Annotated in this window: 22 protein-coding genes; 17 read left to right on the top strand and 5 right to left on the bottom strand. The window is 48.2% G+C overall.

All coding sequences use genetic code 11. The features are described from left to right. Nucleotides 1-98 precede the first annotated feature (98 nt). The 3 genes from CW734_RS12975 (at nucleotide 99) to CW734_RS12965 (ending at nucleotide 2135) form a co-directional block, all read left to right on the top strand. The gene (locus CW734_RS12975; protein ID WP_101190853.1) at nucleotides 99-464 is read left to right on the top strand and encodes a hypothetical protein; all 366 of its coding nucleotides are present in this window, start codon (nucleotides 99-101) and stop codon (nucleotides 462-464) included. A 68-nt stretch (nucleotides 465-532) separates the two neighbouring features. Beyond that, on the top strand, nucleotides 533-1435 hold the full coding sequence (locus CW734_RS12970) for a hypothetical protein (RefSeq protein WP_101190851.1): 903 nt from the start codon (nucleotides 533-535) through the stop codon (nucleotides 1433-1435). A 178-nt stretch (nucleotides 1436-1613) separates the two neighbouring features. Continuing rightward, entirely contained in the window at nucleotides 1614-2135 is a 522-nt protein-coding gene (locus CW734_RS12965) for a DUF4126 domain-containing protein (protein ID WP_269801516.1), read from the top strand. An 80-nt stretch (nucleotides 2136-2215) separates the two neighbouring features. Here the strand turns inward: CW734_RS12965 and CW734_RS12960 are convergent, their stop codons facing one another. Further along, entirely contained in the window at nucleotides 2216-3409 is a 1194-nt protein-coding gene (locus CW734_RS12960; RefSeq protein ID WP_101190849.1) for a LysM peptidoglycan-binding domain-containing protein, read from the bottom strand. Nucleotides 3410-3733: 324 nt separating this feature from the next. Here CW734_RS12960 and CW734_RS12955 point away from each other — a divergent pair, with 324 nt between their 5' ends. Continuing rightward, nucleotides 3734-4243, top strand: coding sequence for a GyrI-like domain-containing protein (locus CW734_RS12955; protein WP_101190847.1), 510 nt, complete (start codon nucleotides 3734-3736; stop codon nucleotides 4241-4243). A gap of 88 nt (nucleotides 4244-4331) precedes the next feature. Here CW734_RS12955 and CW734_RS12950 read toward each other — a convergent pair whose 3' ends face one another. Together CW734_RS12950 and CW734_RS19450 are read right to left on the bottom strand one after the other, a co-directional pair. Next, nucleotides 4332-4640 carry a competence protein ComK gene (locus tag CW734_RS12950; protein ID WP_442956950.1) on the bottom strand — a complete coding sequence of 103 codons (309 nt, stop codon included), beginning with the start codon at nucleotides 4638-4640 and terminating at the stop codon, nucleotides 4332-4334. A gap of 2 nt (nucleotides 4641-4642) precedes the next feature. Further along, entirely contained in the window at nucleotides 4643-4768 is a 126-nt protein-coding gene (locus tag CW734_RS19450; protein WP_269801459.1) for a hypothetical protein, read from the bottom strand. A gap of 234 nt (nucleotides 4769-5002) precedes the next feature. On the opposite strand from CW734_RS19450, the gene CW734_RS12945 reads away from it, so the two are divergent. Together CW734_RS12945 and CW734_RS12940 are read left to right on the top strand one after the other, a co-directional pair. After that, nucleotides 5003-5491 carry a sigma-70 family RNA polymerase sigma factor gene (locus tag CW734_RS12945; protein ID WP_101190843.1) on the top strand — a complete coding sequence of 163 codons (489 nt, stop codon included), beginning with the start codon at nucleotides 5003-5005 and terminating at the stop codon, nucleotides 5489-5491. Nucleotides 5492-5560: 69 nt separating this feature from the next. After that, nucleotides 5561-6829 (top strand): sensor histidine kinase, encoded by a 1269-nt coding sequence (locus tag CW734_RS12940; protein ID WP_101190841.1) that lies wholly within the window; start codon nucleotides 5561-5563, stop codon nucleotides 6827-6829. A gap of 46 nt (nucleotides 6830-6875) precedes the next feature. On the opposite strand, the gene uvsE is transcribed toward CW734_RS12940, so the two are convergent. Further along, nucleotides 6876-7748, bottom strand: coding sequence for a UV DNA damage repair endonuclease UvsE (uvsE, locus tag CW734_RS12935; protein ID WP_101190840.1), 873 nt, complete (start codon nucleotides 7746-7748; stop codon nucleotides 6876-6878). A gap of 97 nt (nucleotides 7749-7845) precedes the next feature. On the opposite strand from uvsE, the gene CW734_RS12930 reads away from it, so the two are divergent. Further along, nucleotides 7846-8331, top strand: coding sequence for an SRPBCC domain-containing protein (locus CW734_RS12930; RefSeq protein WP_101190838.1), 486 nt, complete (start codon nucleotides 7846-7848; stop codon nucleotides 8329-8331). A 161-nt stretch (nucleotides 8332-8492) separates the two neighbouring features. Here the strand turns inward: CW734_RS12930 and CW734_RS12925 are convergent, their stop codons facing one another. Further along, nucleotides 8493-9251 carry an NRDE family protein gene (locus CW734_RS12925; RefSeq protein ID WP_101190836.1) on the bottom strand — a complete coding sequence of 253 codons (759 nt, stop codon included), beginning with the start codon at nucleotides 9249-9251 and terminating at the stop codon, nucleotides 8493-8495. A 270-nt stretch (nucleotides 9252-9521) separates the two neighbouring features. Between CW734_RS12925 and CW734_RS12920 the strand changes: the two genes are divergently transcribed. The 10 genes from CW734_RS12920 to CW734_RS12875 all read left to right on the top strand — a co-directional run bounded on the left by CW734_RS12920 (nucleotide 9522) and on the right by CW734_RS12875 (nucleotide 23357). Further along, nucleotides 9522-11192 (top strand): diguanylate cyclase domain-containing protein, encoded by a 1671-nt coding sequence (locus CW734_RS12920; RefSeq protein WP_101190834.1) that lies wholly within the window; start codon nucleotides 9522-9524, stop codon nucleotides 11190-11192. 305 nt (nucleotides 11193-11497) lie between these two features. Then, nucleotides 11498-14755, top strand: coding sequence for an ATP-binding protein (locus CW734_RS12915; RefSeq protein WP_101190832.1), 3258 nt, complete (start codon nucleotides 11498-11500; stop codon nucleotides 14753-14755). Between the two features lie 21 nt (nucleotides 14756-14776). Continuing rightward, on the top strand, nucleotides 14777-15469 hold the full coding sequence (locus CW734_RS12910) for a response regulator transcription factor (RefSeq protein ID WP_101190830.1): 693 nt from the start codon (nucleotides 14777-14779) through the stop codon (nucleotides 15467-15469). A gap of 224 nt (nucleotides 15470-15693) precedes the next feature. Next, nucleotides 15694-16116: a DUF4870 domain-containing protein gene (locus CW734_RS12905; RefSeq protein WP_101190828.1), complete on the top strand. Its 423-nt coding sequence runs from the start codon at nucleotides 15694-15696 to the stop codon at nucleotides 16114-16116. Nucleotides 16117-16158: 42 nt separating this feature from the next. Then, nucleotides 16159-16947 (top strand): YveK family protein, encoded by a 789-nt coding sequence (locus CW734_RS12900; protein WP_101190826.1) that lies wholly within the window; start codon nucleotides 16159-16161, stop codon nucleotides 16945-16947. Beyond that, complete coding sequence (locus CW734_RS12895; protein ID WP_308302131.1) at nucleotides 16889-17581, top strand: CpsD/CapB family tyrosine-protein kinase; 693 nt, start codon at nucleotides 16889-16891, stop codon at nucleotides 17579-17581. The genes CW734_RS12900 and CW734_RS12895 overlap by 59 nt, the downstream gene beginning before the upstream one ends. A gap of 36 nt (nucleotides 17582-17617) precedes the next feature. Then, nucleotides 17618-19477 (top strand): polysaccharide biosynthesis protein, encoded by a 1860-nt coding sequence (locus CW734_RS12890; RefSeq protein ID WP_101190822.1) that lies wholly within the window; start codon nucleotides 17618-17620, stop codon nucleotides 19475-19477. Nucleotides 19478-19514: 37 nt separating this feature from the next. Next, nucleotides 19515-20903 carry a phenylacetate--CoA ligase family protein gene (locus CW734_RS12885; protein ID WP_101190820.1) on the top strand — a complete coding sequence of 463 codons (1389 nt, stop codon included), beginning with the start codon at nucleotides 19515-19517 and terminating at the stop codon, nucleotides 20901-20903. A 125-nt stretch (nucleotides 20904-21028) separates the two neighbouring features. Continuing rightward, complete coding sequence (locus CW734_RS12880) at nucleotides 21029-22141, top strand: aminotransferase class I/II-fold pyridoxal phosphate-dependent enzyme (protein ID WP_101192195.1); 1113 nt, start codon at nucleotides 21029-21031, stop codon at nucleotides 22139-22141. Nucleotides 22142-22217: 76 nt separating this feature from the next. Next, nucleotides 22218-23357 (top strand): YeiH family protein, encoded by a 1140-nt coding sequence (locus CW734_RS12875; protein WP_232787061.1) that lies wholly within the window; start codon nucleotides 22218-22220, stop codon nucleotides 23355-23357. The last annotated feature ends 190 nt before the right edge of the window (nucleotides 23358-23547 follow it).

Genomic DNA, 23547 nt, shown 5'->3' with positions numbered 1-23547 from the left:
CTGTTGTCGGTATTTCAATTTTCGCTTTGGGTTGTTTCTGATCAGGTGAAATTGCTGGGGAAGAAACAAAGCGCCTGAAAGAACAACGGCAAATCTTATTGCGTAAAGAAGGGCAACTTCGTGCGCTGGATTTACAGGAATTTGTCGAACAGGCTTTATGGATGTTGAAAACAAGCAAGCGTGAAGAACGCACTTGGTTGATGGAAGTGACGCCTTTGTCAACTGCCCCGTCCAGACATCGGAATTGGGCGCGCGGCATTGCAGTCGATTGTCCGGGAGCGGGATCTCGTAACAAGCCAAAAGGCGCAGTTTATGTTTTGGTCAAGGAAACAGAAGGGGATTCGATACAGCCTTTATTGAAACGCATCGAGCAAAAAATGAATGCGAAGAGTGAAGCGGCAACATGTGAAGTCAAAAAAACAGCGATTACCACAGTCGGTGAAATGGGGAGTTTACTCAGTTGAAGCGATTAAAGAAAAGTAAATTATTTATGTTGGCGTTTTTAGGGAGTTTGGCGACAGGAGGATGCGGAATGGTCAACGGGCAAGGGACGACCGTTCAGGAAACGGTCGCTTCCCATTATGTGAATGAGGAAGGCGTCATTCACGCCTATCCGGACAATCGAGAGTCTGAATATTTATCGGAAAGCCTCGGCTTGTATTTGGAGTATTTGCTTCAAGTTGAAGATGAAGAAAGTTTTGCTGAGCAAGCGGCGATATTAAAAGGCCGTTTTTTAGTCGAAACAGGCGGGCAGGTATTTATCCCTTGGCGCTTATACGAAGAAGCGAATGTTAATGCATTGATCGATGATGTGCGTATCGCATCGGTTTTGGAAGGTGCGGCGGAACAGTTTGCAGAACCAGCTTATCTGGAACTTTCACAGCAGATTGTTTCTGCAATTGAAGACCGCCAACACCAGCAGGGGACAGCTGTTGATTATTATGACTGGTCCTATCAGATTGCGGGGAACCGGCTTACACTCAGCTACCTCATCGACGAAATGACCGTGCTTCCGGAATCGTTCGCTATGCTGGATACGGGAGAGCGCGAAGTTTTTTTTCCGGAGTACTATGACTTTGATGAAAAAAAATATGTGAAAAGCGGCGAAGTCCATATGATCGACCAATTATTAATTGCGGTCAATCGCTTTGATCAAGGCCTCCAATCCCCTGAATTCGAGAGCTGGTTGATCGAAGAGTGGGTTAATCAAGGCCAATTGGCCGGGAGGTATGATCGGGAAACTGGAAAACCGACTGTCGATTACGAGTCCCTGGCAGTCTATTATTACTTATGGCAGTATTTCGAACGAATCGAGCAAGCGGAATTTGCGAAGCAGGTAGTTGAGCGTGCGGAGTCGCTCGCAGGAGAGGAATTGCCGGGCGACCTGCATTTCTTTGACTTTATCCATTATCAGATGATGATGGACGAACAATAATTGAGCTGTTTCGGCGGAAGGGTGAAAAGGGAAATCCTTTTCATCCTTTTTGAATGGAGAAGATGCGGGTGTTTTCAGCTCATATAGTTAGTTTATTTTCAGAAGGGTATGGAATCGGTAAGGAAAAGTTTGTGGAGGTGGTTGAATGGAGATGGTCATGGCGGTTTTATTGGCCTAGCTGAGCGCGACGGTCGGATTCCGTATTTTCACACCATTATTAATAACAGGGATTTTCGAACGAGTGGATTGGGTCACTTTATCTGAGGGTTTCAGTTGGGTTGGCAGCACGCCAGCGCTTATTACATTCGGTGCAGCCACGATATTCGAAATTCTGGTCAACTATATTCCGGCGGTCGGGTCGTTTATGAAATTGATTTCGACGCCGGTTGCGGCACTTGCGGGAATTTTGCTGACCGCATCGTTTATCGGCGATATGAATCCATTTCTGGAATGGGCAATCGCGATTATCGGTGGAGGCGGCGTAGCTACCGCTTCACATGCAAGCTTGACGGCAGTGAAAGGGGTCAGCGATACAGCATTGATGGGACCGGCTGTCTCAGTTGCAGAGGATGCCACTGCCACGATTGCCCCCATTTTGATTTTCTTTGTGCCAGTGCTGGCGATCGTCTTTTTACTCGGGATGGCGTTTATTATTTTTCGTTTGTATAAACGTTTTTTGTACAGGAAAAGACCGGCTTGATTTGCTGTGGAATCAAAATTTTATCAATCACGAAATATAAAAAAGCCATCCGAGGATGGCTTTTTCTTATGTCTTCAATGTCAGCGGGGGATGATCAGCGCTTGGCCGACGCGAATGGAATTGACATTGGTGATGTTATTCGCTTTGGCAATGGCAGTGACGGTCGTATTATATTTTCTAGCGATGCTGTAAAGTGTATCGCCGGCTTTCACTGTATACTTGACGGTCATCACTGGCGGCGGTGCTTGTTTGACCGGAATGATTAAGACTTGGCCGACACTGATGAGATTCGTGTTGGTGATTTTATTAGCGGATGCAATGGCTGCTACTGTGGTGTTGTATTTGCTGGCGATGCTATAGAGCGTATCCCCGGCTTTTACCGTGTACTTGACGCTAGTTGCTGGCGGCGGTGTTGGAGCAGTTGTGCCTGGTATTACCAAGACTTGGCCGACACGAATTAAATTATAATTGGTAATGTTATTGGCTTTCGCAAGAGCGGCGACAGTGACATTATATTTTCTGGCAATGCTGTAAAGCGTGTCCCCTGCTTTGGCTGTGTAAGTCGCTCCGCCTGTTGGAGGCAATTTCAACAGCTCAGAAACGGTGACGAATTTATAGCCTTTTGCTTTCAGTTTGCTGATCATGCCAGGGAGCGCGCCAGGGGTTCCGGAAGCTCCGGCGCCGGTGTGCATCAAAACGATGGATCCTGGCACGATATTGTTGACGACTTTATTGGTAATTTCAGTGGAAGATAAGCCTCTCCAGTCGATAGTATCAATATTCCATTGGATGGTGTGCGTATAACCGGCATCACCGACCCCTTTCAATACAGTCGCATTGGACGCGCCGAATGGGGCTCGGAAAATAGGTTTCGTCGATTTGCCTGTGACGTTTTTATAAGCGGTTTCCGTTCGGGCGAGTTCACTTTGCATAGCGGCAATGCTGATCTTTGTAAAATCCGGATGCGAATAGGAATGGTTGCCGACCTGATGTCCTGCATTGGCGATGTTGCGGATCCAGCTCGGGTGATGGTTGATGCCGGAACCTGTCAGAAAGAAGGTAGCTTTGACATTATTGGTTTTCAGCGTGCCGAGGATTTTATTGATATTCGTTCCATCGGATCCATCATCAAAAGTTAAGGCGACCACTTTGCTCGTCGTGTTGCCTTTCGTGACATAAGTAGAGGATGCGGCATCGGCCTGGCCTGTGAACGACAGCAGTGAAAAGAGCAATAATCCCGTGATAGCTAGCAACTTGCTCCATCTGGATAACATTCTGCTCACCCCTTATTTGATTTAGCCGACAGACGGCTTATGTAGTTGGGAAAATTTACATGATTAAAGGCTCATTAATTTGTTTGGTTTCTGTTATTGATCGACTTTTTGTAGTCTTATTATATCACGTTCTGCTACAAAAACTATATTTATAATTGAAAATTCAGTAAATAATAAATGCAATATAAGAAATCTTTCCTAGGCAATGGAAGCTTCCCGCTCAATCAATGAGGTGGCGACCAAGCTAGTTTGATAGGGCTAGTGACTGAAAAAGTCTCGAGGCGGGTATGGAAAAGCAAATGATGGAACGGGAGGGGCTTGTGCATGCATTATATGAATGAACCGACCATTGAATCGCGCGGGGAACAGCCATATGTCGGCATTACTGCAAGGATTTCAGGCCATATCGGAGAAGCGCCTGAACTTGCAGCTGAAGTATTGTCATGGTTGAGTGCGCGTAATGAATCGCCTGTTGGGCTGCCGTTTATCCGCTTCTGGTGCTTGGACGACAATGGCCAGCGGCTGATCGAAGTCGGCGTTTCGACAAAAAAGTTGCTGGCTGAAGATCATCGCATCATTTCGGGGTATTTGCCGGGAGGAGATTTTGCCCACGCAATTCACAATGGGCCGCCGGAACAATTTTGGTCATCTGCAGACGCGCTGGTGGGCTGGTTGGAAAGGGATGGGCTTTCGGCAGCGCTTCGTTACGAAGCTGAAACGAAGATATGGGACGGGCATATGGCTTTTTTTGTAACCGATCCACTTGAAAAAAAGACGCAGGATGCCTGGGCGATTGAGTTGTTTATTTTGCTGCTCGCTGATCATGCCGCATAAAAAAGAAGCCACGCCAGTTGCCGGCAAAACCGGCAACTGGCGTGGTTTCTTTATGGGTTCAGCTGATGGGAACGCTACTTGTTTATCATTAAAAAATTATTTCATGCAGCTGTTTCCTTTGTTTGGATAAGTTATGGATAGAGGCCTCAACTTCTTTGGAGATCCCGAAGCGTTCGTAAATGATGCGTGTCCTGATGGAAGAGATGGCCTCCAGTTTGTAGGGGTGATTGAAGATCCATACACATCCCAATTGGCATGGAGAATGAGTTGGGTAGGCGGCAAGCCCGCAAGTTGAGAATAAAATGATGTTCTTTCCGTGTATCTTGAGGTTATGGCGCGTAGCTTTTACATGTCCGTTGTTAGGCAAAGCGAACAACATGGATGCTTTATCGATCAAAGTTAGCGGCGTGTCGGGCGAATAGAAGACGCCGTATGTAGTAGTGATGCGTGAACGCCTTCCTGTCTCGTACCATGATTCGAGAAATAATACGTCCCGATCAACCTGTAAATTGCCGCAATTTTCATTCCGTCTCTCCTTTGGTATTGTATGAAAATCGTATCATTTCCTTTAATGAATCAATAGTAATATACAGATAATTGTAATTATTATGGAATTTATTAAAATCTTAAGTATTATAAAATGGGTTTATTATCCAAGTTAAAAGCATTAATATTCATATTCTAATCTAGACTCAACAGGGAAGCTTTCATAAGCTGTATTCACCCGGGAATAAACAGGACGTCCAGAAGGAAAAGAAAATGGAAGCTTTTACGGAAGTGGCAGACCAGTACGCTCCGATGATCTCATCGATTATCCGCAAATTGAATATTTACACCGATTATGATGCATTCCGTCAACTTGGGTTTATTGCGCTGTGGCAAGCGTGGGAAAAACACGATCCGGCAATCGGCCATTTTGCGCCGTTTGCCTACCGCAGCATCAAAGGCGCCATGAAAGACGAATTGACAAGGCGCCAAAAAGGAGGCAAGAAGGTCAAGAATTCCGATTTATTCCTTGAAGAGGAAGAGGCGGTAGAGTGGGTGGCTGAAAAATTGCCGGACTGGCTGGATGCGGCTTTCTTGAGCCCAAAAGAACGGCGGCTGCTCCAGGAGATGTATATAGACGGCTACAGCCTGACAGAATTGCAGAAACATTACGGCGTCACATTATCCGGCATGAAGAAGCGCAGGGAAAGGACCTTGACGAAGATACGTGCGGCAATCCACCATCCGTATAAAGATCGCTAAAAATAGCTGGAAGGAGAGGGGAAGTTATCGGTATAATAGTAATCTGAAACGGGAAAGGGAGGTGCATCCATGGAAGCGATGATGACCGGCATGATCAATAATATTTTCTTCATCATTTTTCCGATCATCCTCTATCAGATGTTCGCGACAGCTGGACAGCGAAACTTTTTCGTCAGCCACCGGATTACCATGACGATCCTGTTTTCCATTTCCATCATCCTGTGTATGGTGTTTCCGTACCAATTTCTTACGGAAGATTATATATTCGATCTCCGGCAAGTTCCGATGATTGTCGGAGCTTTATACGGCGGGCCCCTGGTCAGTGCGGTGCTGTTTATCGTATCGGCTGTCGGGCGCATAGCCATTGGCGGGGACGGCATGTATATCGCCATCTTGAACCAGCTGTTAGTGGCAGCGGGCGTGCCTTTCCTTGGGCCGCTTTACCGGAAAGTCAATCGCTGGTGGAAAGCCGTGCTCGTCTTCTCTATTTCGATCGTGTCGCTGCTATTCAATATGTTTGCGGGCTATTTCTTCTTCGGGGACCCGATCCACAACTTGATCGGGATCTGGCTTATGCTCATGATCAATCAAGGCGGCATTATCATATTGACCGCTTTGCTCATCGAACATTTGCAAAAACAGGAGTATTTGTATAATTCGCTCATGCGCCATGAAAAGATGGAGACGGTCAGCCATTTCGCGGCGGCTGTATCCCATGAACTGCGCAATCCGCTGCAAAGCGTAAAAGGGTTTGTCCAGCTGCTTCAGGAATATGAATACCCGCGGGCGAAACAGCTGGAGTTCCAGCAAACCATCCTGGAGGAAATCAGAGTAGCCGAAGACTTGATTGGCGATTACTTGATTTATGCAAAGCCGGTTTACGGTGAAATGAAGCGCATCGAAGTGGAACCTGAACTATCGCATGTCATCAAAATCATGACGCCTTATGCCAATGCCAGGAATGTAGAAATTTTTGTGCAGGGCGCTGACGCAGCCAGCCCGATTTTGGGCGATTCACAAAAGCTCCATCAGGCTTTGGTGAATATCATCCGGAACGGCATTGAAGCGATGCCGGATGGAGGAAAACTGCAAGTCGAGCTTGAGGCATCTGCCCATACGGTTTGTGTGCATATCCAAGACGAAGGCGTGGGCATGACGAAAGAACAAGTCAAGCGTCTCGGGGAACCGTATTTCTCCAACAAGTCAAAAGGGACAGGGCTTGGTCTCATGGTCACTTACAGCATACTCAATCAAATGGGCGGAGAAATTACCGTCGAATCGGAAGTCGGCAGAGGCACCAAATTCACCTTGGAATTTCCGAAATTGCCGACTGAATAAAAGAACCGCCTGAATGGCCGATTGATGGCTGTCCAGGCGGTTTTTGCTATTGGTTTTGAAGTTTGTGGAGAAATGGCAAGACCGCTTGTTCCTTCAGCTTCGCCTCGAACATGATGTCGACTTCATAGCCTTCAACGAGCTTCAACAATTCGGCAAAATCTTCTTCCGAAATGAGGTCGTGGTGGCGCAGGTCGGTGAATCCTTCACGTCCAGTACTGATGTGGATTTTCGGGCGCCCGTATCCTTCCCAAGTAGCCAAAATTTCCGAGAAATCAACCGGCTCCCCATCGGTATTGCAATTATGATGGTGTATGTCGAAGCAAATCGGCACTTGGCACATGGCATGAACATCGAGAACGTCGCGCACTGTGAATGTTTTGTCATCGTTTTCTAGCCTCAAACGCTGCCGGATGCTATCAGACAGCATCAAGTAATTTTCAGCGAAACGCCGTTTGGCACTTTCTTTATCGCCATATGCACCACCCGTATGTAGGATGATGTCTGTGCCGCCGAGCAATTGAATCAATTTGTCATGGTATTCAAGGTCTTCGATCGATTTTCGTACTACTTCCGGCTTCGGCGAATTCAAGACCGTATACTGCCCAGGATGCACAGAAACCCGGATGCCGTGCTCGTTTACCAATCGGCGGATCTCGCCAGCTATCGCCAGAAAATCTTCATCTTCCCACCAGCGCCAATCATTGATTGGATGTGTCGATAACGGGACGATGGAACTGGAGGCACGGTAAAAAAGAATGCCTTGCTCCAAATTCCAGCGAATGACTTCTAAAGTGGTTTCCATATTTTGAATTGTTAGTTCTTTAATCTTCTCGACGCCCTCTTTTTCAGCTGTGGCTAGTCGCAATGTGCGAAAAACCGTTTTCAGCTCTGTGTTCATACATGCATATCCTAATCTCATCGTTTTCAGCTCCTCCCGCACAATATACCCGATTTACGTAGAAAACACACGGAACTTGGGTATACTATTAGTAAAGACGAGTGGAGGAGGAATTTCAATGACAGCAGAAATCACTAAAAATCCTACCGGCTACAACGCCACATTCGACAGATACTTTGAGCATTCCCCAGAGCAAGTATGGGCAATGCTGACAGACAACCACAAAATCCATCGCTGGTTTTCAGGGCTTCAAATGGAAGAAGAAGGCGAACCTGGCCATCTGATGCTGGAAATGGGCCATGGGAAAAAGAAGGAATTTCCGATTACAGACTATAAAAAAGGCGAGATCCTTGCATTTGAATGGGGAGACGACCATGTGCATTTTGAACTGGGCCCGGACGGCCAGGGAACGAGAGTGAAAATGGTCGAAACTTTGCCGGATATTACAGATCAAACCCCGAAAGACGTTGCGGGATGGCATGTAGCGCTGGATATTATGGAAGCCATTTTAGATGGCCATGGAATAGAGCGCACTTCTGAATGGGAGCGCTGGTATCCTGAATATAAGCGCTTGTTCGAAAGCATGGGCGTCGATTTTGCATAGGAGTTTGAATTTAATCCCAAGCGGATCGTCCGCTTGGGGTTTCTTATGGGCTTATTTTATTGTAGATCATTTCTATGGAGGAGAGGAAAATGCATAAAGTTGCTTCCCGGAATTCAATGGGATTGCTAGAGACGGGGGGTCCGCCCTGTTGATGGCTGTTTTCAGGGAATCTGGAATTCGTATTTGCGGTCTTCCCGGAACTCGCCATTTTCATAGCTCCGCTCAGCGAAAGTGACCAGCCCATCGTGATCGATGAGCAATACGGTGGCTGAGCGTGTTCCATAATCGGGCATTTTGATGAACATCGGCGACAGCGCACGTTCCAGATCCAGGCCGACGCCGGTTTGCGGTAGCAGGTGGTCGGGCGCTTGTTCGGCATCCGCCAGAATTTCAAACAGGCGGTCGAGTTCCAATTGTTCATTCACCGATACATAGGCCTCAAGCTTTTCTTTTCCGCGCTCGACTTTTGGCCAAGGCGTGTTCAGGAAATGATTGCTTAACCCATGAGTGCCGGGTGGAACTTTTACCGGTTCTCCATGGATATTGTTGTAATAATAAAGCCCTTCGGCATCGCCAGCGATTAAATTGAATCCGGCATAATCCTTGTCATTGATCGCCCGCAGATAATCTTCGGGGGAGATATGGCCATCAAGAAATTGTGTGACCAGTTCGCCGCGTGACTTGGCGCCAGCTGCCATATGTTCAGGGTCCCGGTAATTGGTCAGCGCAGCGAAGCGGCCGGATTTATTCACGCCGAGCCAAGTGCCCATCTGGCTTAAATCGCGGCCGGCGAGAATTCCGGGTGAATCTTCCCAGAAATGGGCAGGCGCAGCGGGACGTCCGTAAAACTCATCGCGGTTTGCGGCGACGATTAATTTATAGCGGGGATGCTGCTGGAATTGCAAATTGATTAAACACATAATAGTCCCTCCTAGTTGCGGTCCGATCAGGAAATGAACGCAAAAAATCAGTTCGGCTGCATGAAGCTGCTTTCATTATAGCGGATACGGATCGCCTTGGCTTATGGAGTGCTTAGCAACTGGGCCTGTGGAACCAATCCGATTGAAGGTGGCGAGCGTATCGATAGGATTTATAGCTAGGCAGAAAGTTCCTGCTGGATTGAAAGTCTGATAAGATGTTAAAGAAGTTAAAACAAGTCAGTGGCATTACGCGGAATTGGGGGATTAGAGATGGGGAGCAAGCCTGAACGATTGGCATTGGAGCGTGTATTGCTTGAAGGAGTAGAGGAAATGATTTTTATTGTCCGTGTTGAGAAGGATGCCTGGGTTTACGAATTTATCAATGAGGCGGTTAAAGCCAATACGCAGATGGATGACTCCGATCTTGGGAAGGCATTCCGGGAAGTGCACGAACCAGAAATTGCACAGCGGCTGATTCATTTTTATGAAAAGGCCTTAACGGTGGGGACGAGCATTTTCTATGAAGATTCCTATTACGCCCCGACCGGCGAACTGCGTTATTCAAAATCTCGTTTAACGCCGATGTTCGATGATTCTGGGCAGTGCAGCCATATTGTCAGTGTGGTCAATGATGTGACGGAGGAAAAGCTGGCGAAGCATTCACGCGAAGAAGCGCTTAGCCGGCTTGAGGAAAGCAATGCCAAATACCGCTCTTTGTTTGAAAGCAACGGCGATGCGGTGTTCACTTTGACCTTGGATGGGCAGATCAATGGCGGGAACCGGATGGCCAGGACGCTCATCCAGCGGCCGATCAGTGAATTGGCTGGAAGGGATTTCTGTGAATTGGTCGAGCCGGCTGAGCGCATGAGGTCGAAAGAAATCTTTGAGGAAGCTTCCACAGGCCTCTACAAAGACCACCGGCTGAGCCTGCAATCGAAGGATGGGAAAGCTATCGGGTGTTTAGTGAAATTCATCCCGATCAGCGTCCAAGGCAAAGTAACGGGCTATTATATGATGGCGAAAAACATGACCGAGTTGGATAGGCTGGTCAGCAAATATTTGGAAAGTGAGAAAAATTTCAGGGTGATCGCCGAAAATGTTTACGATGTAGTGGTCTTGATGAACAAGCAGAAGGAGTATTTATATGTATCCCCATCGAGCCAGGAGATTTTCGGCATTGCATCCGAAGAAACAGTTAAGCAAAAACCGTTCTTTAACGTGCATCCAGACGATTTAGCGCTTGTGGATCAGCAGTTTCAGGAGGCAGTGCAACAGGCGGGCCCGTACTCCTTGCAGCTGCGCTTCGATCATCCGGGGCGTGGCTGGATTTGGGGGGAGATGAATGGGACCCCTGTCTACGATGAGGAAGGCGCATTCTCTCATATGGTCATGATTGTCCGTGATATTTCAGTTCAGAAGAAATACGAAGCCCAATTGGAATATTATGCATTCCATGATTCGTTAACCGGGCTGCCGAATCGCCGCTATTTCCAGGAATATAGCCGCAACAAACTGAAAAATCAGGAGCAAGCAGAAGGGAAAATAGCCTTGGCTGTGTTGGATCTCGATGATTTCAAGCGCATTAATGATGATTATGGACATGATTTCGGGGACATGGTTTTGAGGGAATTTGCAGTTCGCTTAGCTAAGTTGGAGAAGGCAGGTTATGTTGCTGCCAGAATGGGCGGTGATGAATTCGTCGTAATTCTGGAAGGTGTGGCCACTGATTCAGAGGCGCTAGCAGCTGCTGAAAAAATCCGTACTGAGCTTACAGGAGACTGGACCATCCAAGGCAATCCCATCCCGGTCAATTTCAGCTTAGGGGCAGCTGTAGCCTTATCCGCAGAGGAAAGCATTTCCTCTATTTTAAGGCGGGCGGATAAGGCGATGTACCAAGCAAAAGGAAACGAAATCGATACAATTAAAATATTGCAGCCGTAAGCAGAAGCTTACGGCTTTTTTTAATGCTTTCGGACTAAGGGGGATAAAATGATGTAAAAACCATAGTTCTAAATATATATTTGAATATTCGGAAATAAAAATGGTTTTCTTTTCCTGTGAGAAATGATATGATTTCGTTAAATCAATAAACCTAGTTAATATACATAATATGGATTAAAAAAATAAAAAATAAATCTTTTGCCTTAGGTCAAATGATTATTTTCTGCGTTTCATTGTCGTATTCAACACAAGTGCTGCTAAAAACTGCGGATATCTGATAATTCGGATAAAAGAGGTGCTGTTCCATGGGTTATTCCAAGAGAAAGATAAACTCAGCTCTATTCTTTTTTCTCGTATGCTGCATGGCGCTTTCGGGTGCCGGCATGAATACTTCGGCCGATTCCGGCAATCTGCTCGTGCTGGATGATTCCCAGCAAGAAGTTGCTGCGGGCAGCCGGCTTTCTGTTCTGGAAGATGAATCAGGAAATCTGCAAATTGAAGATATCCAACAGCCGCCTCATGCTTGGAATTTTATGCCTGCTAGCAATAACTCGATGAATATCGGTTTTAGCTCATCAGTGTATTGGCTAATGCTGGAAGTTGAAAACATGGCTCATGCCGAGAAGGAATGGCTTCTCGAACTGGGATCTTCGGGCGTCGATCAAGTGAGCCTTTATACGGATGATGGCGAAGGAGGATTTACGGTCGAGCAGGCAGGCCAGGAAATCGGCTCGGAAATCATCCACAGGACGGCAGTTTTCCCGATAGCGCCGCCCGCAGGCGAATCGGCCGTTTACTGGATGCGCGTCGAATCTTCTGCGCCGATTCAATTGCCGGTGACCGTTTGGGATCGAGAGGCATTTGAGAGCCAGACCAGGCAGCAGGTCGCGTTTGTCGGTGTGCTTGGCGGGCTTGGGTTAATGTTCTTGTTCTATTATATTCACCGTTTCACCGTAATTCGGCAGCGCGCCTACTTGTATTTCGTTATTTATGCCATTACGGCGTTTTTCCTCTTTTCTTCCGCAGCCGGCTTGAGTTTGGATGTGATCTGGCCAGAGCTGGATTTATGGAATGGGCACAGCGTGTTCTTCATGGTCGGGCTGGCAGCGCTTTCGGTAACGCTGCTGACGGAAGGTTTATTGAATACGAAACGCCATTTGCCTGAAACGGACCGCATGATCAAGTCGCTGCTCATATTCAATGCAGTGGTGTTGACTACTTTATTCATTTCGCTCGAATGGGCGAGGCTCTTGGTCGTGCTGGCACTCAGCTCTACACTGGCTGTTAGCTTGTTATTGGCGGCTTATGGCATGAAAAGGGGATTGGTGCATGCCCGTTATTATGCGGTATCCTTAATTTTCTTTTCAGTTGCAGCCGCTTTAAACGCCTTTTATGTTTCGGGAATTTTGCCGATCACGATGGCAGCACAAGGTTTGATTTTCTTCTTGGGAATCTTTGCAGTCCTGTTCGCTGCATTAGCGCTCCGGGATAAAGAGAAAATCAGGGAACAGGAAAGGCTCCAGCGTGAGCGCAATTCTACTGAACGGCAGCGCATTGAAATCGAACGGCTCCGGCAAGTCAATGAACGCAAAGATGAATTGCTGGCCATTACTTCCCATAGCTTGCGGACGCCGCTGTATGGAATGGTCGGAATTGCGGAATCTCTTCAGGAATCCTCCTATAGCAAAATGCCTCATTCCGTTATCCAGCAATTGGAGACGATTTCTGAAAGCGGCAAAAAGCTGGCACGGATGATCAATGAAACATTGGATTTTTCCGGGCCGAAACATCATATGCTGTCGTTGCATCTGGAAAAAGTGAAACTTCCGGCCATCGCGGATTCAGTCATCCGCTTATGCACCCCTTTGCTAAAGTCGAGTGAAGTCAACTTGAAGCATACAATCCCCGCTGATTTCCCGGAAGTAATCGCCGATCCGGAACGGGTGCGCCAAGTACTTTATAATCTTGTCGGCAATGCGGTGGAGCATACAGATAGTGGAGAAATCATCATTACTGCAAAAATCATCAAAAAACAAGTCGCCATCACGGTCAAAGATACGGGAAGCGGAATGGAAGAACAGCAGCTGGATAGCTTGTTTGACCCGATCGGTACTTCGACGACCCCTCATCTGGGCATCGGGATGGGCCTGAAAATTACCAAAAGGCTGGTGGAAATGCAGGGTGGCTGGCTGAAGGCAGAATCGGCCATTGGCAAAGGCTCTTCTTTTACCTTCACACTGCCGCTTACAGAAGAACAGGAACTGGAAACTGTGTCGCCGACAGAAATCAGGGAACTGACAGCTTCGCAGCTGGCAGACTCATTGATCAAAGAAAAGAACGTCAAAAAAGGATTGCGCATTCTCGTCGTGGAGGCGGAAGAAGTCAACCGCTTGATGCTGGTCCATCAGCTCAAAGGAGAAGGCTATAAAGCGGAAGGCGTTAGTTGCGGCGAAGAAGCGCTTGTGCATTTAGAGAACCGGCCGGCGGATTTGGTCATTCTCGATGACGAGCTTCCGGATATGGCAGGGGATGAATTATGCCGCCGCATCCGGGTCAATGCGACTTTGACGGAATTACCCATTTTGATGCTGTCCGATAAAGAAGGGGTCAGGGAAAAGACCAACGCGTTCAGCGCAGGGGCCAACGATTATTTGGTGAAACCATGCGATGTCGAAGAGTTTCTCATGAGGGTGGAAACGCTTGCCACGCTTCGCAGCATGACACAGGAAATCACCAATTTGAATTTCTTCCTTGAACGCAATGTCAAAGAGCGGACGATGGCTTTGGAGATCACCAACATGAACTTGTTGACGGTGAACGACGAAATCCAGGAAGTCGAAAAATCGCGCAATGAGATGCTATCAGCGATTTCACATGAACTGGGTACGCCAATTACCTTGATCCATAGCTATATACAAGCCGTGAAGGAAAGCTTGATTGAAGAGAACAATCCCCGTTATTTGGATATGATCCATAAAAAACTCCTATTGCTGGAGCGCTTGACGGAAGATCTGGTCGAACTGTCAAAATACAAATCAGGCAATATGACGCTGCGTTTCGCGGAGCTGAAATTGGATGAGTGGCTGGAGCGGATTGCGGCGTCAATGGAAGCAGATCTTGCGCAAAGCGGCAGGCGCTTCCGTTTCGAAAGGCCGAGCGGAAAAGAACGGCCAGCGGATTGGCGGCTTTTGGTCGATGTGGACCGTGTTGATCAAGTTTTCTCGAATTTATTGTGGAACGCGGTCAAGCACACGTCGCCGGAAGAAGGGCGCATCACCTTGTCCGCAAGCATCCGGGCAAGCGCGAATATACTCGATGAAACGGAAGCGGATGGCGAGTTGATCATCCGTGTGGAAGATAATGGATGCGGCATCCAAAAAGAAGCCTTGCCGCATATATTCGACCGGTTCTTCAAAATCGATGAATCGATCCATTATAAAGGAAGCGGGCTCGGCCTTGCGATTGCCAAGGAAATCATCCAATCGCATAAAGGCGAAATCTGGGCGGAAAGCGAAGAAGGCGCAGGCAGCACATTCATCATTGCCCTGCCCTTGAGATACTAACAACCCATGGGAGGGATTTTCATGAACAGTGCGACTGTATTGATTGTCGAAGACGAAGACGGCATCCGCGAATTGATGCGTTTGTTCTTGGTGAAGAAAGGCTATAAAATCATCGAGGCTGAAGACGGCTATGAAGCGATGGATGTGCTGTCGAGAGAAAATCCGGACCTGATCTTGCTGGATATCGAAATGCCTGGCATGAGCGGCTTGGAATTATGCGAGAAAATCCGGATACGCACCAAGACGCCGATTCTGTTCGTCAGCTATAGGAAAGAACTGGCGTATAAAATCCAAGGGCTGGAAGTGGGCGGCGATGATTATATCACCAAGCCCTTCGATTTCACAGAGCTGGAGGCGCGCGTCAAAGCGATCCTGCGCCGCAATGGCTGGAAGAGCGGGGAAGAGGACAAGCTATCGATCCTGAAATTCGGCGACCTTCATATCCATGTCGATTCACGCGAGCTGTATGTGAAGGGCAAGCCCGTGAAACTCTACCATAAAGAATTTCAATTATTGCTGTTGATGGCCCAGACGCCGAACCGCGTCTGGACAGCCGAACAATTATACGATCAAGTGTGGGGCTATTATTCAGAAGGCGATGTCCAAACCGTCAAGGTCCACATCAGTAATCTGCGCCGGAAAGTGGAGAACGATCCGGCCACTCCTCGCTATATTCAGACTGTCCGGGGATTCGGTTATAAGTTCATGAATTGAAAATGGAAAAGCTGATTGTTTTTGCCGAACAGGCGAAAGCGGTCGGCTTTTTTTATTTGCTGAAATTCTGTGGAACTTTTTGCATGCAAGTATGACAAAAGCGCCACAAGGAATTATTTTTTTAGATAAATAAAACTAGTGAAACTATTTAACTTTGTTTTAACCTGCTCTCTTTAGTATGGGTCTTAACCGATAGGAAGACAGATCTCAAGGAGGAAAAGCAGATGATTGAAAACAAAATCAAGATGACGAATGAACCGCCTGTCAGTTTCGAGCAGCAGACCGTCTTCAAGCAAAGCCGGGAAGCCCCGAGCGCACAGCCTTCCATCACTGGGCTTGGCCTTTCGGAAAATGTTGCAGGGTCGCTCGCGTATTTGCTCGGATTTTTCTCAGGGTTCATCCTGCTGATGGTTGAGCGGGAAAATCGTTTCGTCCGTTACCACGCTTTCCAGTCTGTATACGTCTCGATTCTTTTTTTCACATTGTTTACAGCAGCCGGTATGATGGCGATGACAGGATGGGTGGCCGAAGTGCTATTGATGCCGATCGGCTTGGTATTGTGGATCATCCTCATGTTGAATGCGCATAACGGAAAGGCACTGCGTCTATGGATCATCGGCCGCTTTGCAGAAAAACAGCTCCATTGAACAAGCAAAATCACCCCGTACATGGGGATATGAGGTGAAGACATGGAAAGTACATTCAATATGAAAGAGTTTTTCAAGAACCTGAAGAAACGCCTGCCGCTCATCATCGCGATGACGGTCGCTTTTGTCGCCATCGCGGCAGCTGTCAGTTATTTATGGATGAAACCGGTCTATCAGGCATCGACACAGATCCTCGTCAATAAAGCCCCGGCAAATGCCCAGGAGTTCAGCATGCAGGATATCGATACGAACCTGCAGTTGATCAGCACCTATAACGTCATCATCAAGAGCCCGGCGATTTTGACGGAAGTCATCAATGAACTCGGCTTGAACGAAACGGTGCAATCGCTCAATGAACGGATCGAAGTCTCCAGCATCGAGGATTCACAAGTCGTGACGCTCGAAGTTGAAGACGGTTCGATGCAACAGGCGGTGCTGATCGCCAATACGACCGCCAAAGTGTTTGAACAGGAAATCCGCAATTTGATGCGTGTCGACAACGTCAGCATACTCGCTCCTGCCACAATGCCTGCAAGCCCTGAGCCGGTCAAGCCGGATCCGCTGTTCAATATGGCAGTTGGCGCGATTATCGGCTTCATGCTCGGTACTGGCCTTGCGATCGTCCTCGATCAATTGAATACGACGGTGCGCACGGAAGAAGATATCGATGAATTGCTTGGCCTGCAAGTGCTTGGTGTTGTGATCCCGGTCGGCGACTTGGACAGAATGGATAAACCATCGAAACACACTGACAGAATGGAGTTGGATGAGAATGTTGAATCAGACAGCGTCAAAACGGCCGCTCGCCCGAAAGTTGGTAGCACGTATTAAACCGAACTCGGTGATCAGCGAACAATACCGCACGATCCGCACGACCATCAATTTTTCTTTGCCTGGCAATGAAATGAAGACTTTATTGTTCACTTCCGCTTCGAAAGAAGAAGGGAAATCGACGACTTCAGCCAATATGGCGGTCGTGTTTGCAGAATCCGGGAAAAAGGTGCTGCTTGTCGATGCCGATATGCGCAAGCCGACTTTGCATCACACCTTCAATTTGAACAACCACATCGGCTTGTCGAACTTACTGGTTGGTAAAGGAGAGCTCGAGCAAAGTGTCCGCGACAGCGGCATTCGCGGCCTGGAGCTGTTGACATCAGGGCAGATTCCGCACAATCCGGCAGAACTGCTGGATTCGCCGATGCTGGATCAATTGGTCGCTGAGATGAAGGAGCGCTACGATTTGATCATCTTCGACTCGCCGCCGATTCTGTCGGTAACGGATTCCAAGATCCTGGCGAATAAATGCGACGGCACAGTACTCGTCGTCAATACCGGAAAAACCGAGAAGCAAAGCGCGATCAAAGCTCGGGACAGTTTAGCGACTTCTAGAGCCTATATCGTTGGAGTCGTGATGAATAATTACAAACTCAGCAAGGACCATTATTACAGCCATGAATACAATTAATAAGCGGTACCTGCGCGAGGTGAAGGAGCTAATGACATGACGATTACTAGACGCTATACTTCATTGTTCTTAATCGACTCGCTGATCATCCTCTCAGCAACGTATCTCTGTTATTTGTTTTTGCTGCCATTCGACAACATCATGTCGAACCGGCTGCTGCTGCTCATGACGATCACTTTGTTCATCGCTCATCATTCCTTTGCCTGGCATTACGGGCTTTACCGGAAAGTATGGGCTTACGCTTCGGTCCATGAGTTGAAATCGATCGTTAAAGCGGTCACTTTGACGATGTTCGTGGCGACTGTCATGCAATATATCCAGACGGGCGGGGTGTTTGTCCGGATCCTGGCGCTGACATGGATGTTCCTCATTCTGTTTCTCGGGGCATCGCGTTTTTCATTCCGCCTTTACCATGAACGCGAACCGCGCAAAAGCGAAGGCCAATTGAGCCGAACGATCGTTGTCGGCGCGGGGGAAGCTGGCCGTATGATTGTCCGTCAGATGAAGCAGAATCCGCAGTGGGGGAGAAAGCCGATTCTTTTTATCGACGATGACCGTACAAAATGGGGTCTGGAAATTTTCGGATTAGGAGTGGCTGGGCCGATTTCGGAGATTCCGCGATTGGCTGCCCATAACGAGATTGACCAGATTGTCATCGCCATTCCATCGCTGTCGAAAAAGGAAATGGCGGAAGTGACAAAACTGTGCATCGAAACCGGCCTTAAAGTACAGACCATTCCGCGAATTGAAGATTTGATGGTCGGAAAAGTCAAAGTCAGCGATATCCGGGATGTGAAAATCGAGGATCTTCTCGGCCGTGAAGAAGTTCGGCTGGATATGGAAGCCTTGACTGAAAAAATCGAAGGCAAAAGCATTATGGTCACCGGCGCCGGTGGATCGATCGGTTCGGAAATCTGCCGCCAGATCAGTGTTTTTAAGCCTGCACGACTGCTGCTGCTCGGCCATGGTGAAAACTCGATTTACACGATCGACCGGGAGTTGCGTTCGAAAGTGCCGAAAGAAATCGACATCGTCCCAATTATCGCCGATATACAGGACCGCGAACGGATCTTCGAAATGGTCGGCAAATTCAAGCCGGATATCATTTATCACGCCGCTGCCCATAAGCATGTGCCTTTAATGGAAGCGAATCCGCTTGAAGCGGTGAAAAACAATATTTTCGGGACGAAAAATGTGGCGGAAGCGGCAGATCGCCACGGGGTCGGCAACTTCGTCATGATTTCCACTGACAAAGCTGTCAATCCGCCGAATATCATGGGCGCTTCAAAGCGGTTTGCGGAAATGATCGTCCAAAACTTAGCGGTTTCTTCCGATACTACATTCGCTGCAGTGCGTTTCGGCAACGTTCTCGGTTCGAGAGGCAGTGTCGTGCCGCTATTCCGTGAACAAATCGCAAAAGGCGGCCCAGTCACTATTACCGATCCGAAAATGACCCGCTATTTCATGACGATCCCGGAAGCTTCCCGCTTGGTAATACAGGCCGGCATGCTTGCATCAGGCGGTGAAGTGTTCGTATTGGATATGGGAGAACCGGTAAAAATCGTCGACTTGGCACGCAATATGATCCGTTTGTCCGGCTTTGAAGAAGATGAAATCCAAATCAAGTATACGGGCATGCGGCCAGGTGAAAAGCTCTACGAAGAATTGCTGGATCCTAGTGAAATCCAATCGGAAAAAGTGTTTGCGAAAATCCATATCGGAAAAGCCACTCCGATCAGCCAAGTTGAAGTCAGCCGGATTTTGAAGAAGCTTCCCGAAATGGAAGAACAGGAAATCCGCGATACTTTATTGAAGCTGGCGAACCGCCCGAAAGAAGAAAAAGCGAAAGAACCGGCATGGCAAGAAGAATGGAAAATCGAAGGAGGAATGGCCTGATTACAGTTTCTGCCTACAAGCGCAGGGGGGATGCCAAGTGAAACTGCTATCAACGGAACTGTATGGGAATTCTCCTATTTACCTCCAAAATTTGCTGCTCAGTTTTCGTGAATACGCCAATTCACGCAAACGATACGGTATGGGCTATTACCGCTTTCTTCACCAACTTTCGGGCATGGACGAGAATGACCGGCAGTCAGAAGAGCGATACCAGAACCTCGAACTGCGCTCGCTGCTCCGTTATGCCGCCGAGCATAGCGCATTTTATCAGGATTTGTATGGAAGCGATTTGGCTGATATTCGATTTGCCAGTGATTTGCGGCAACTTCCGGTAATCGAAGAAGAGCTCTTCAATGAACGCATTGATGAAATCCGTACGCAAGTTGCCCGGCGGAACAAAGGGGAAACAGAAGCTTCAGTCACAGGCAAATTGCCCCGTTTATGGCTGAGCAGTTTGGATCTGCAAAAACAAACGGCGGCAGTTGACCATTTCAAGAAGCAGCATGGTGCCATCAATCTGGACATGAAACGCGCGACATTCTACCACGGGGATTTTGTTCCACTCGGCCAAAAAGAAGGGGCGTTCTGGCGCGATATTTACTATCTCAACCAACGCCTGTATTCAGCCCATCATTGCACGGAGCCGTTTCTCTCGGCAGTGGTGCGGAACCTGAATGGTTTCCGTCCTGATTTCGTCGATGGTTTATCCGAAGCGATTCTAGAGCTAGCCCGTTACATCAACGACCAACGCCTTCTACTGGATTTTCAGGCCATTGCCGTTTTTGTGGAAACGGAAATGTTGTCCGACAGCGAGCGATTGGAAATCGAGAGCGCATTCGGTTGTTCTGTCCGCCGGTGGAGCATGAAAACTGAACGCTCTCCATTTCTTTCGGAATGCGCTGTCGGGAATCTGCATTTCAATATGCGGACAGGGGTGATGGAGTTTAATGAGAATGGTGAAGTTCTGCTGACTCGCTTCCATACAAAAGGGACGCCGCTGATCCGGCTGAAGATCAAAGACCAGTGGATGCCGGTGCACTGCCCTTGCCCATGCGGAAGCGCACATCCGGTAGTCCGCAAGCCATTTAAGCCAATCTCCGCTTTTTTACAATCCAGGAGCAGGGGGCGGGTGACCAGTTTGTATATGGCGACTGTGCAGGAGAAATTTCAGCAAGCGGCGCCTTCGATGCAATTTGTCCAAAATTCAGTAGATGCAATTGAAGTCTGGCTCAGCGGAACCGAGTTTATCCCTAAAGAACTTGAGCGAGATATTGTCCAGGAAATGGCCGGCATATTCGGCGAAGACATGAGTTTTACGGTGAGAGGCCGCTCAACTAGCCCGTCGGAAGAAATGGGGCCTGCCGGATTGATCATCAATAATCTGCAAGTTCCACGGACTTGCCAAAGCGATTACGGCATGGACTGAACGTGCCGATGAATAAGAGGAGGCTGTTGTACATGAACATTCGACAGGATACAGGAGCATCGGTTGTGCCGTTTCCGGTTCCGGTTAAAGAAACAGGCGATAGGATTTTTCTTTCTGCCCCGCATATGACAGGGAATGAGCAGAAGTATATCAGCGAGGCGTTCGAGTCCAATTGGATTGCGCCGATGGGGGCGAATGTCAACCAGTTCGAAGCGGAAATGGCTGCGTATGCTACGACACAGGCGGCAGCGGCTTTATCTTCGGGGACTGCCGCGATCCATCTGGCGTTGCAGTTGCTGGGAATCGGAAAAGGAGACCGTGTATTCTGTTCCAGTTTGACGTTTGTGGCAAGTGCCAATCCGATCCTCTACGCTGGGGCGGAGCCTGTTTTTATCGATTCGGAAGAAGAAACGTGGAATATGTCTCCGTGGGCGCTGCAAAAAGCATTCGCAGCTGCAGAACAAGAGGGCAAACTTCCAAAAGCGGTGATCATTGTACATATTTATGGACAAAGCGCCCGCATGGATGAACTCATTGCCCTTTGTGATCATTACGGGGTGCCGGTCATCGAAGATGCAGCGGAATCGCTCGGATCCACTTATAAAGGGAAAAAAACCGGAAGTCTCGGGACATATGGCATTTATTCATTCAACGGCAATAAGATTATCACGACATCCGGAGGCGGCATGCTGGTGTCGAACGACCGCAAAGGCGTGGCGCAAGCAAGATTTCTCGCCTCCCAGGCGAAAGACGATGCCCCATTTTATGAACATAGCCGCGTCGGCTATAATTATCGGATGAGCAATGTGTTGGCAGGCATCGGGCGAGCGCAGCTTGAAGCGATCGAGTTGCGTGTGTCGGCCCGCCGAGCTGTCTTCAGCCGCTATTTTTCCGCGCTCAGCAAGCACGAAGCGGTGAAATTCCAGCCTGAACTCGAAGGCACGCGCTCGAATCGCTGGCTGACGGTTTTGCTGCTCGATCCAACTCGAATCGACCGGTCGCCTGATGCTATCCGCGAATGGCTGGAATCGCAAAATATCGAATCGCGCCGTGTCTGGAAGCCGCTTCATCTGCAGCCCTTGTTTGCAGGCTGCAAATTCTACTCACATAATGCACATGGCAAAACAGCCGTCAGCGAGAAATTATTCGAACAAGGGCTCTGCTTGCCGTCGGGTTCCGATTTGGAACCGATCAAGCAAGAGCGCATCATTCATTTGATTGAAGAAATTTTAAAGTAAGCTCCCTTAGACGGACCCGCTTTTTGGTGGTACGATAAGTACGATATAAAAGACGGTTCGCAAGGAGCAGATGAGTGTGTCACAATACACGGAAATTCATCGAATGGTCAGGCTGCTTCCCGGCCTGGCCATTTGTTTAGTGGTCATTATCGTTGGAATTTATGGTGCGGATGCCATTGGGGTTGCACTTGGTGCAATCGGTCTCTTGCCGGAAGGCGGCAAAAGCCCAGTTTCTGGAATATTTGTTGCAATCCTGCTCGGCATCCTCATCCGCAATACGATCGGTTTACAAGATATCTTTATAGAAGGCGTCGGCTTTGCGGTGAAATATGCGCTGCGGATCGGCATCATCCTGCTCGGGTTGCGCTTGAGTTTGACAGAGGCCCTGACGCTTGGGGCTTGGGGGCTGCCGCTCATAATTGCCTGTATTTCTGTCGGCATCGGCGTTACTTTGTTTTTCACGAAACAATTCGGGCAGTCAAATCGTCTCGGCGCATTGATAGCAAACGGCACCGGCATTTGCGGTGTAACGGCGATCATGGCGACGGCACCGGTCATCCGTGCCAAGGAAAATGAAATTTCCTACGCAGTCGCCAATATCACCATTTTCGGTTTGCTCGGCATGTTGTTTTACCCGTATTTGGCGCATTTCTTTTTTGCCGATGAGCCAATCAAAGCTGGGCTGTTTCTCGGAACCGCCATACACGATACAGCACAAGTAACGGGTGCCGCACTCATGTATGAACAAATGTACGGCTCGACATTGGCGCTCGATGTGGCGACCATCACCAAATTGACGCGCAATCTGTTTATCATTGTCGTGATCCCGTTGATTGCGTATTTGTTTTTCCGCAGTGAAGGGCGCGTCAGCGGAAATATGCCGAAATGGTATAAATTGTTTCCGTTCTTCATTCTTGGGTTTTTGTTCTTATCTTTTATCCGGACAATGGGAGACGCTACGCTTGCTTCCGGGGTGAAGCGTTCGGATTTTTCAGTGCCGACGGTTGGGAAAATTTCTATAGCTTTGGAGTTCGTTCGGTTCGACCTATATGCTCGGGATTGCCATGGCAGGGGTCGGCTTATCCACGAACTTGAAAATATTTCGCGGCATGGGCTTGAGGCCTTTTATATCGGATTGATTGCAGCGTTATCTGTCGGAGCGGTCAGTTTGCTGCTCATTTCATTATTCGGTGATTTCGTACAGCTCAATAGTTGAACTTTTGTCCACTTGGCCTATTAAAAAGCTGGGTGGATTTTTGCTGTTTGACATCGTGAGTGCTGTATTTATTTTGCTATATGATCCATTTATTCTCTCAGTAAATTCTCAGAATGGTCTCAGTAGTTTCTCAGTAACCATGGCTATACTCAGTTTATAGCTAATCAAAAATGAAAGTTGGAGGAGGGAA

This window comes from Planococcus sp. MB-3u-03 (genome assembly GCF_002833405.1).
In the GTDB taxonomy this organism is placed as follows: Bacteria; Bacillota; Bacilli; order Bacillales_A; family Planococcaceae; genus Planococcus.
This window is presented reverse-complemented; position numbering and strand designations above follow the sequence as displayed.

What these genes read in the sequence shown, in the direction of transcription:
- CW734_RS12900 (WP_101190826.1), top strand. Translation starts at nt 16,159, where the DNA reads ATGGAAAGTACATTCAATATGAAAGAGTTTTTCAAGAACCTGAAGAAA.
- CW734_RS12955 (WP_101190847.1), top strand. Translation starts at nt 3,734, where the DNA reads ATGCATTATATGAATGAACCGACCATTGAATCGCGCGGGGAACAGCCA.
- CW734_RS12890 (WP_101190822.1), top strand. Translation starts at nt 17,618, where the DNA reads ATGACGATTACTAGACGCTATACTTCATTGTTCTTAATCGACTCGCTG.
- CW734_RS12945 (WP_101190843.1), top strand. Translation starts at nt 5,003, where the DNA reads ATGGAAGCTTTTACGGAAGTGGCAGACCAGTACGCTCCGATGATCTCA.
- CW734_RS12960 (WP_101190849.1), bottom strand. Translation starts at nt 3,409, where the DNA reads ATGTTATCCAGATGGAGCAAGTTGCTAGCTATCACGGGATTATTGCTC.
- CW734_RS12895 (WP_308302131.1), top strand. Translation starts at nt 16,889, where the DNA reads ATGTTGAATCAGACAGCGTCAAAACGGCCGCTCGCCCGAAAGTTGGTA.
- uvsE (WP_101190840.1), bottom strand. Translation starts at nt 7,748, where the DNA reads ATGAGATTAGGATATGCATGTATGAACACAGAGCTGAAAACGGTTTTT.
- CW734_RS12910 (WP_101190830.1), top strand. Translation starts at nt 14,777, where the DNA reads ATGAACAGTGCGACTGTATTGATTGTCGAAGACGAAGACGGCATCCGC.
- CW734_RS12880 (WP_101192195.1), top strand. Translation starts at nt 21,029, where the DNA reads ATGACAGGGAATGAGCAGAAGTATATCAGCGAGGCGTTCGAGTCCAAT.
- CW734_RS12970 (WP_101190851.1), top strand. Translation starts at nt 533, where the DNA reads ATGGTCAACGGGCAAGGGACGACCGTTCAGGAAACGGTCGCTTCCCAT.
- CW734_RS19450 (WP_269801459.1), bottom strand. Translation starts at nt 4,768, where the DNA reads ATGAAAATTGCGGCAATTTACAGGTTGATCGGGACGTATTATTTCTCG.
- CW734_RS12920 (WP_101190834.1), top strand. Translation starts at nt 9,522, where the DNA reads ATGGGGAGCAAGCCTGAACGATTGGCATTGGAGCGTGTATTGCTTGAA.
- CW734_RS12915 (WP_101190832.1), top strand. Translation starts at nt 11,498, where the DNA reads ATGGGTTATTCCAAGAGAAAGATAAACTCAGCTCTATTCTTTTTTCTC.
- CW734_RS12905 (WP_101190828.1), top strand. Translation starts at nt 15,694, where the DNA reads ATGATTGAAAACAAAATCAAGATGACGAATGAACCGCCTGTCAGTTTC.
- CW734_RS12925 (WP_101190836.1), bottom strand. Translation starts at nt 9,251, where the DNA reads ATGTGTTTAATCAATTTGCAATTCCAGCAGCATCCCCGCTATAAATTA.
- CW734_RS12940 (WP_101190841.1), top strand. Translation starts at nt 5,561, where the DNA reads ATGGAAGCGATGATGACCGGCATGATCAATAATATTTTCTTCATCATT.
- CW734_RS12930 (WP_101190838.1), top strand. Translation starts at nt 7,846, where the DNA reads ATGACAGCAGAAATCACTAAAAATCCTACCGGCTACAACGCCACATTC.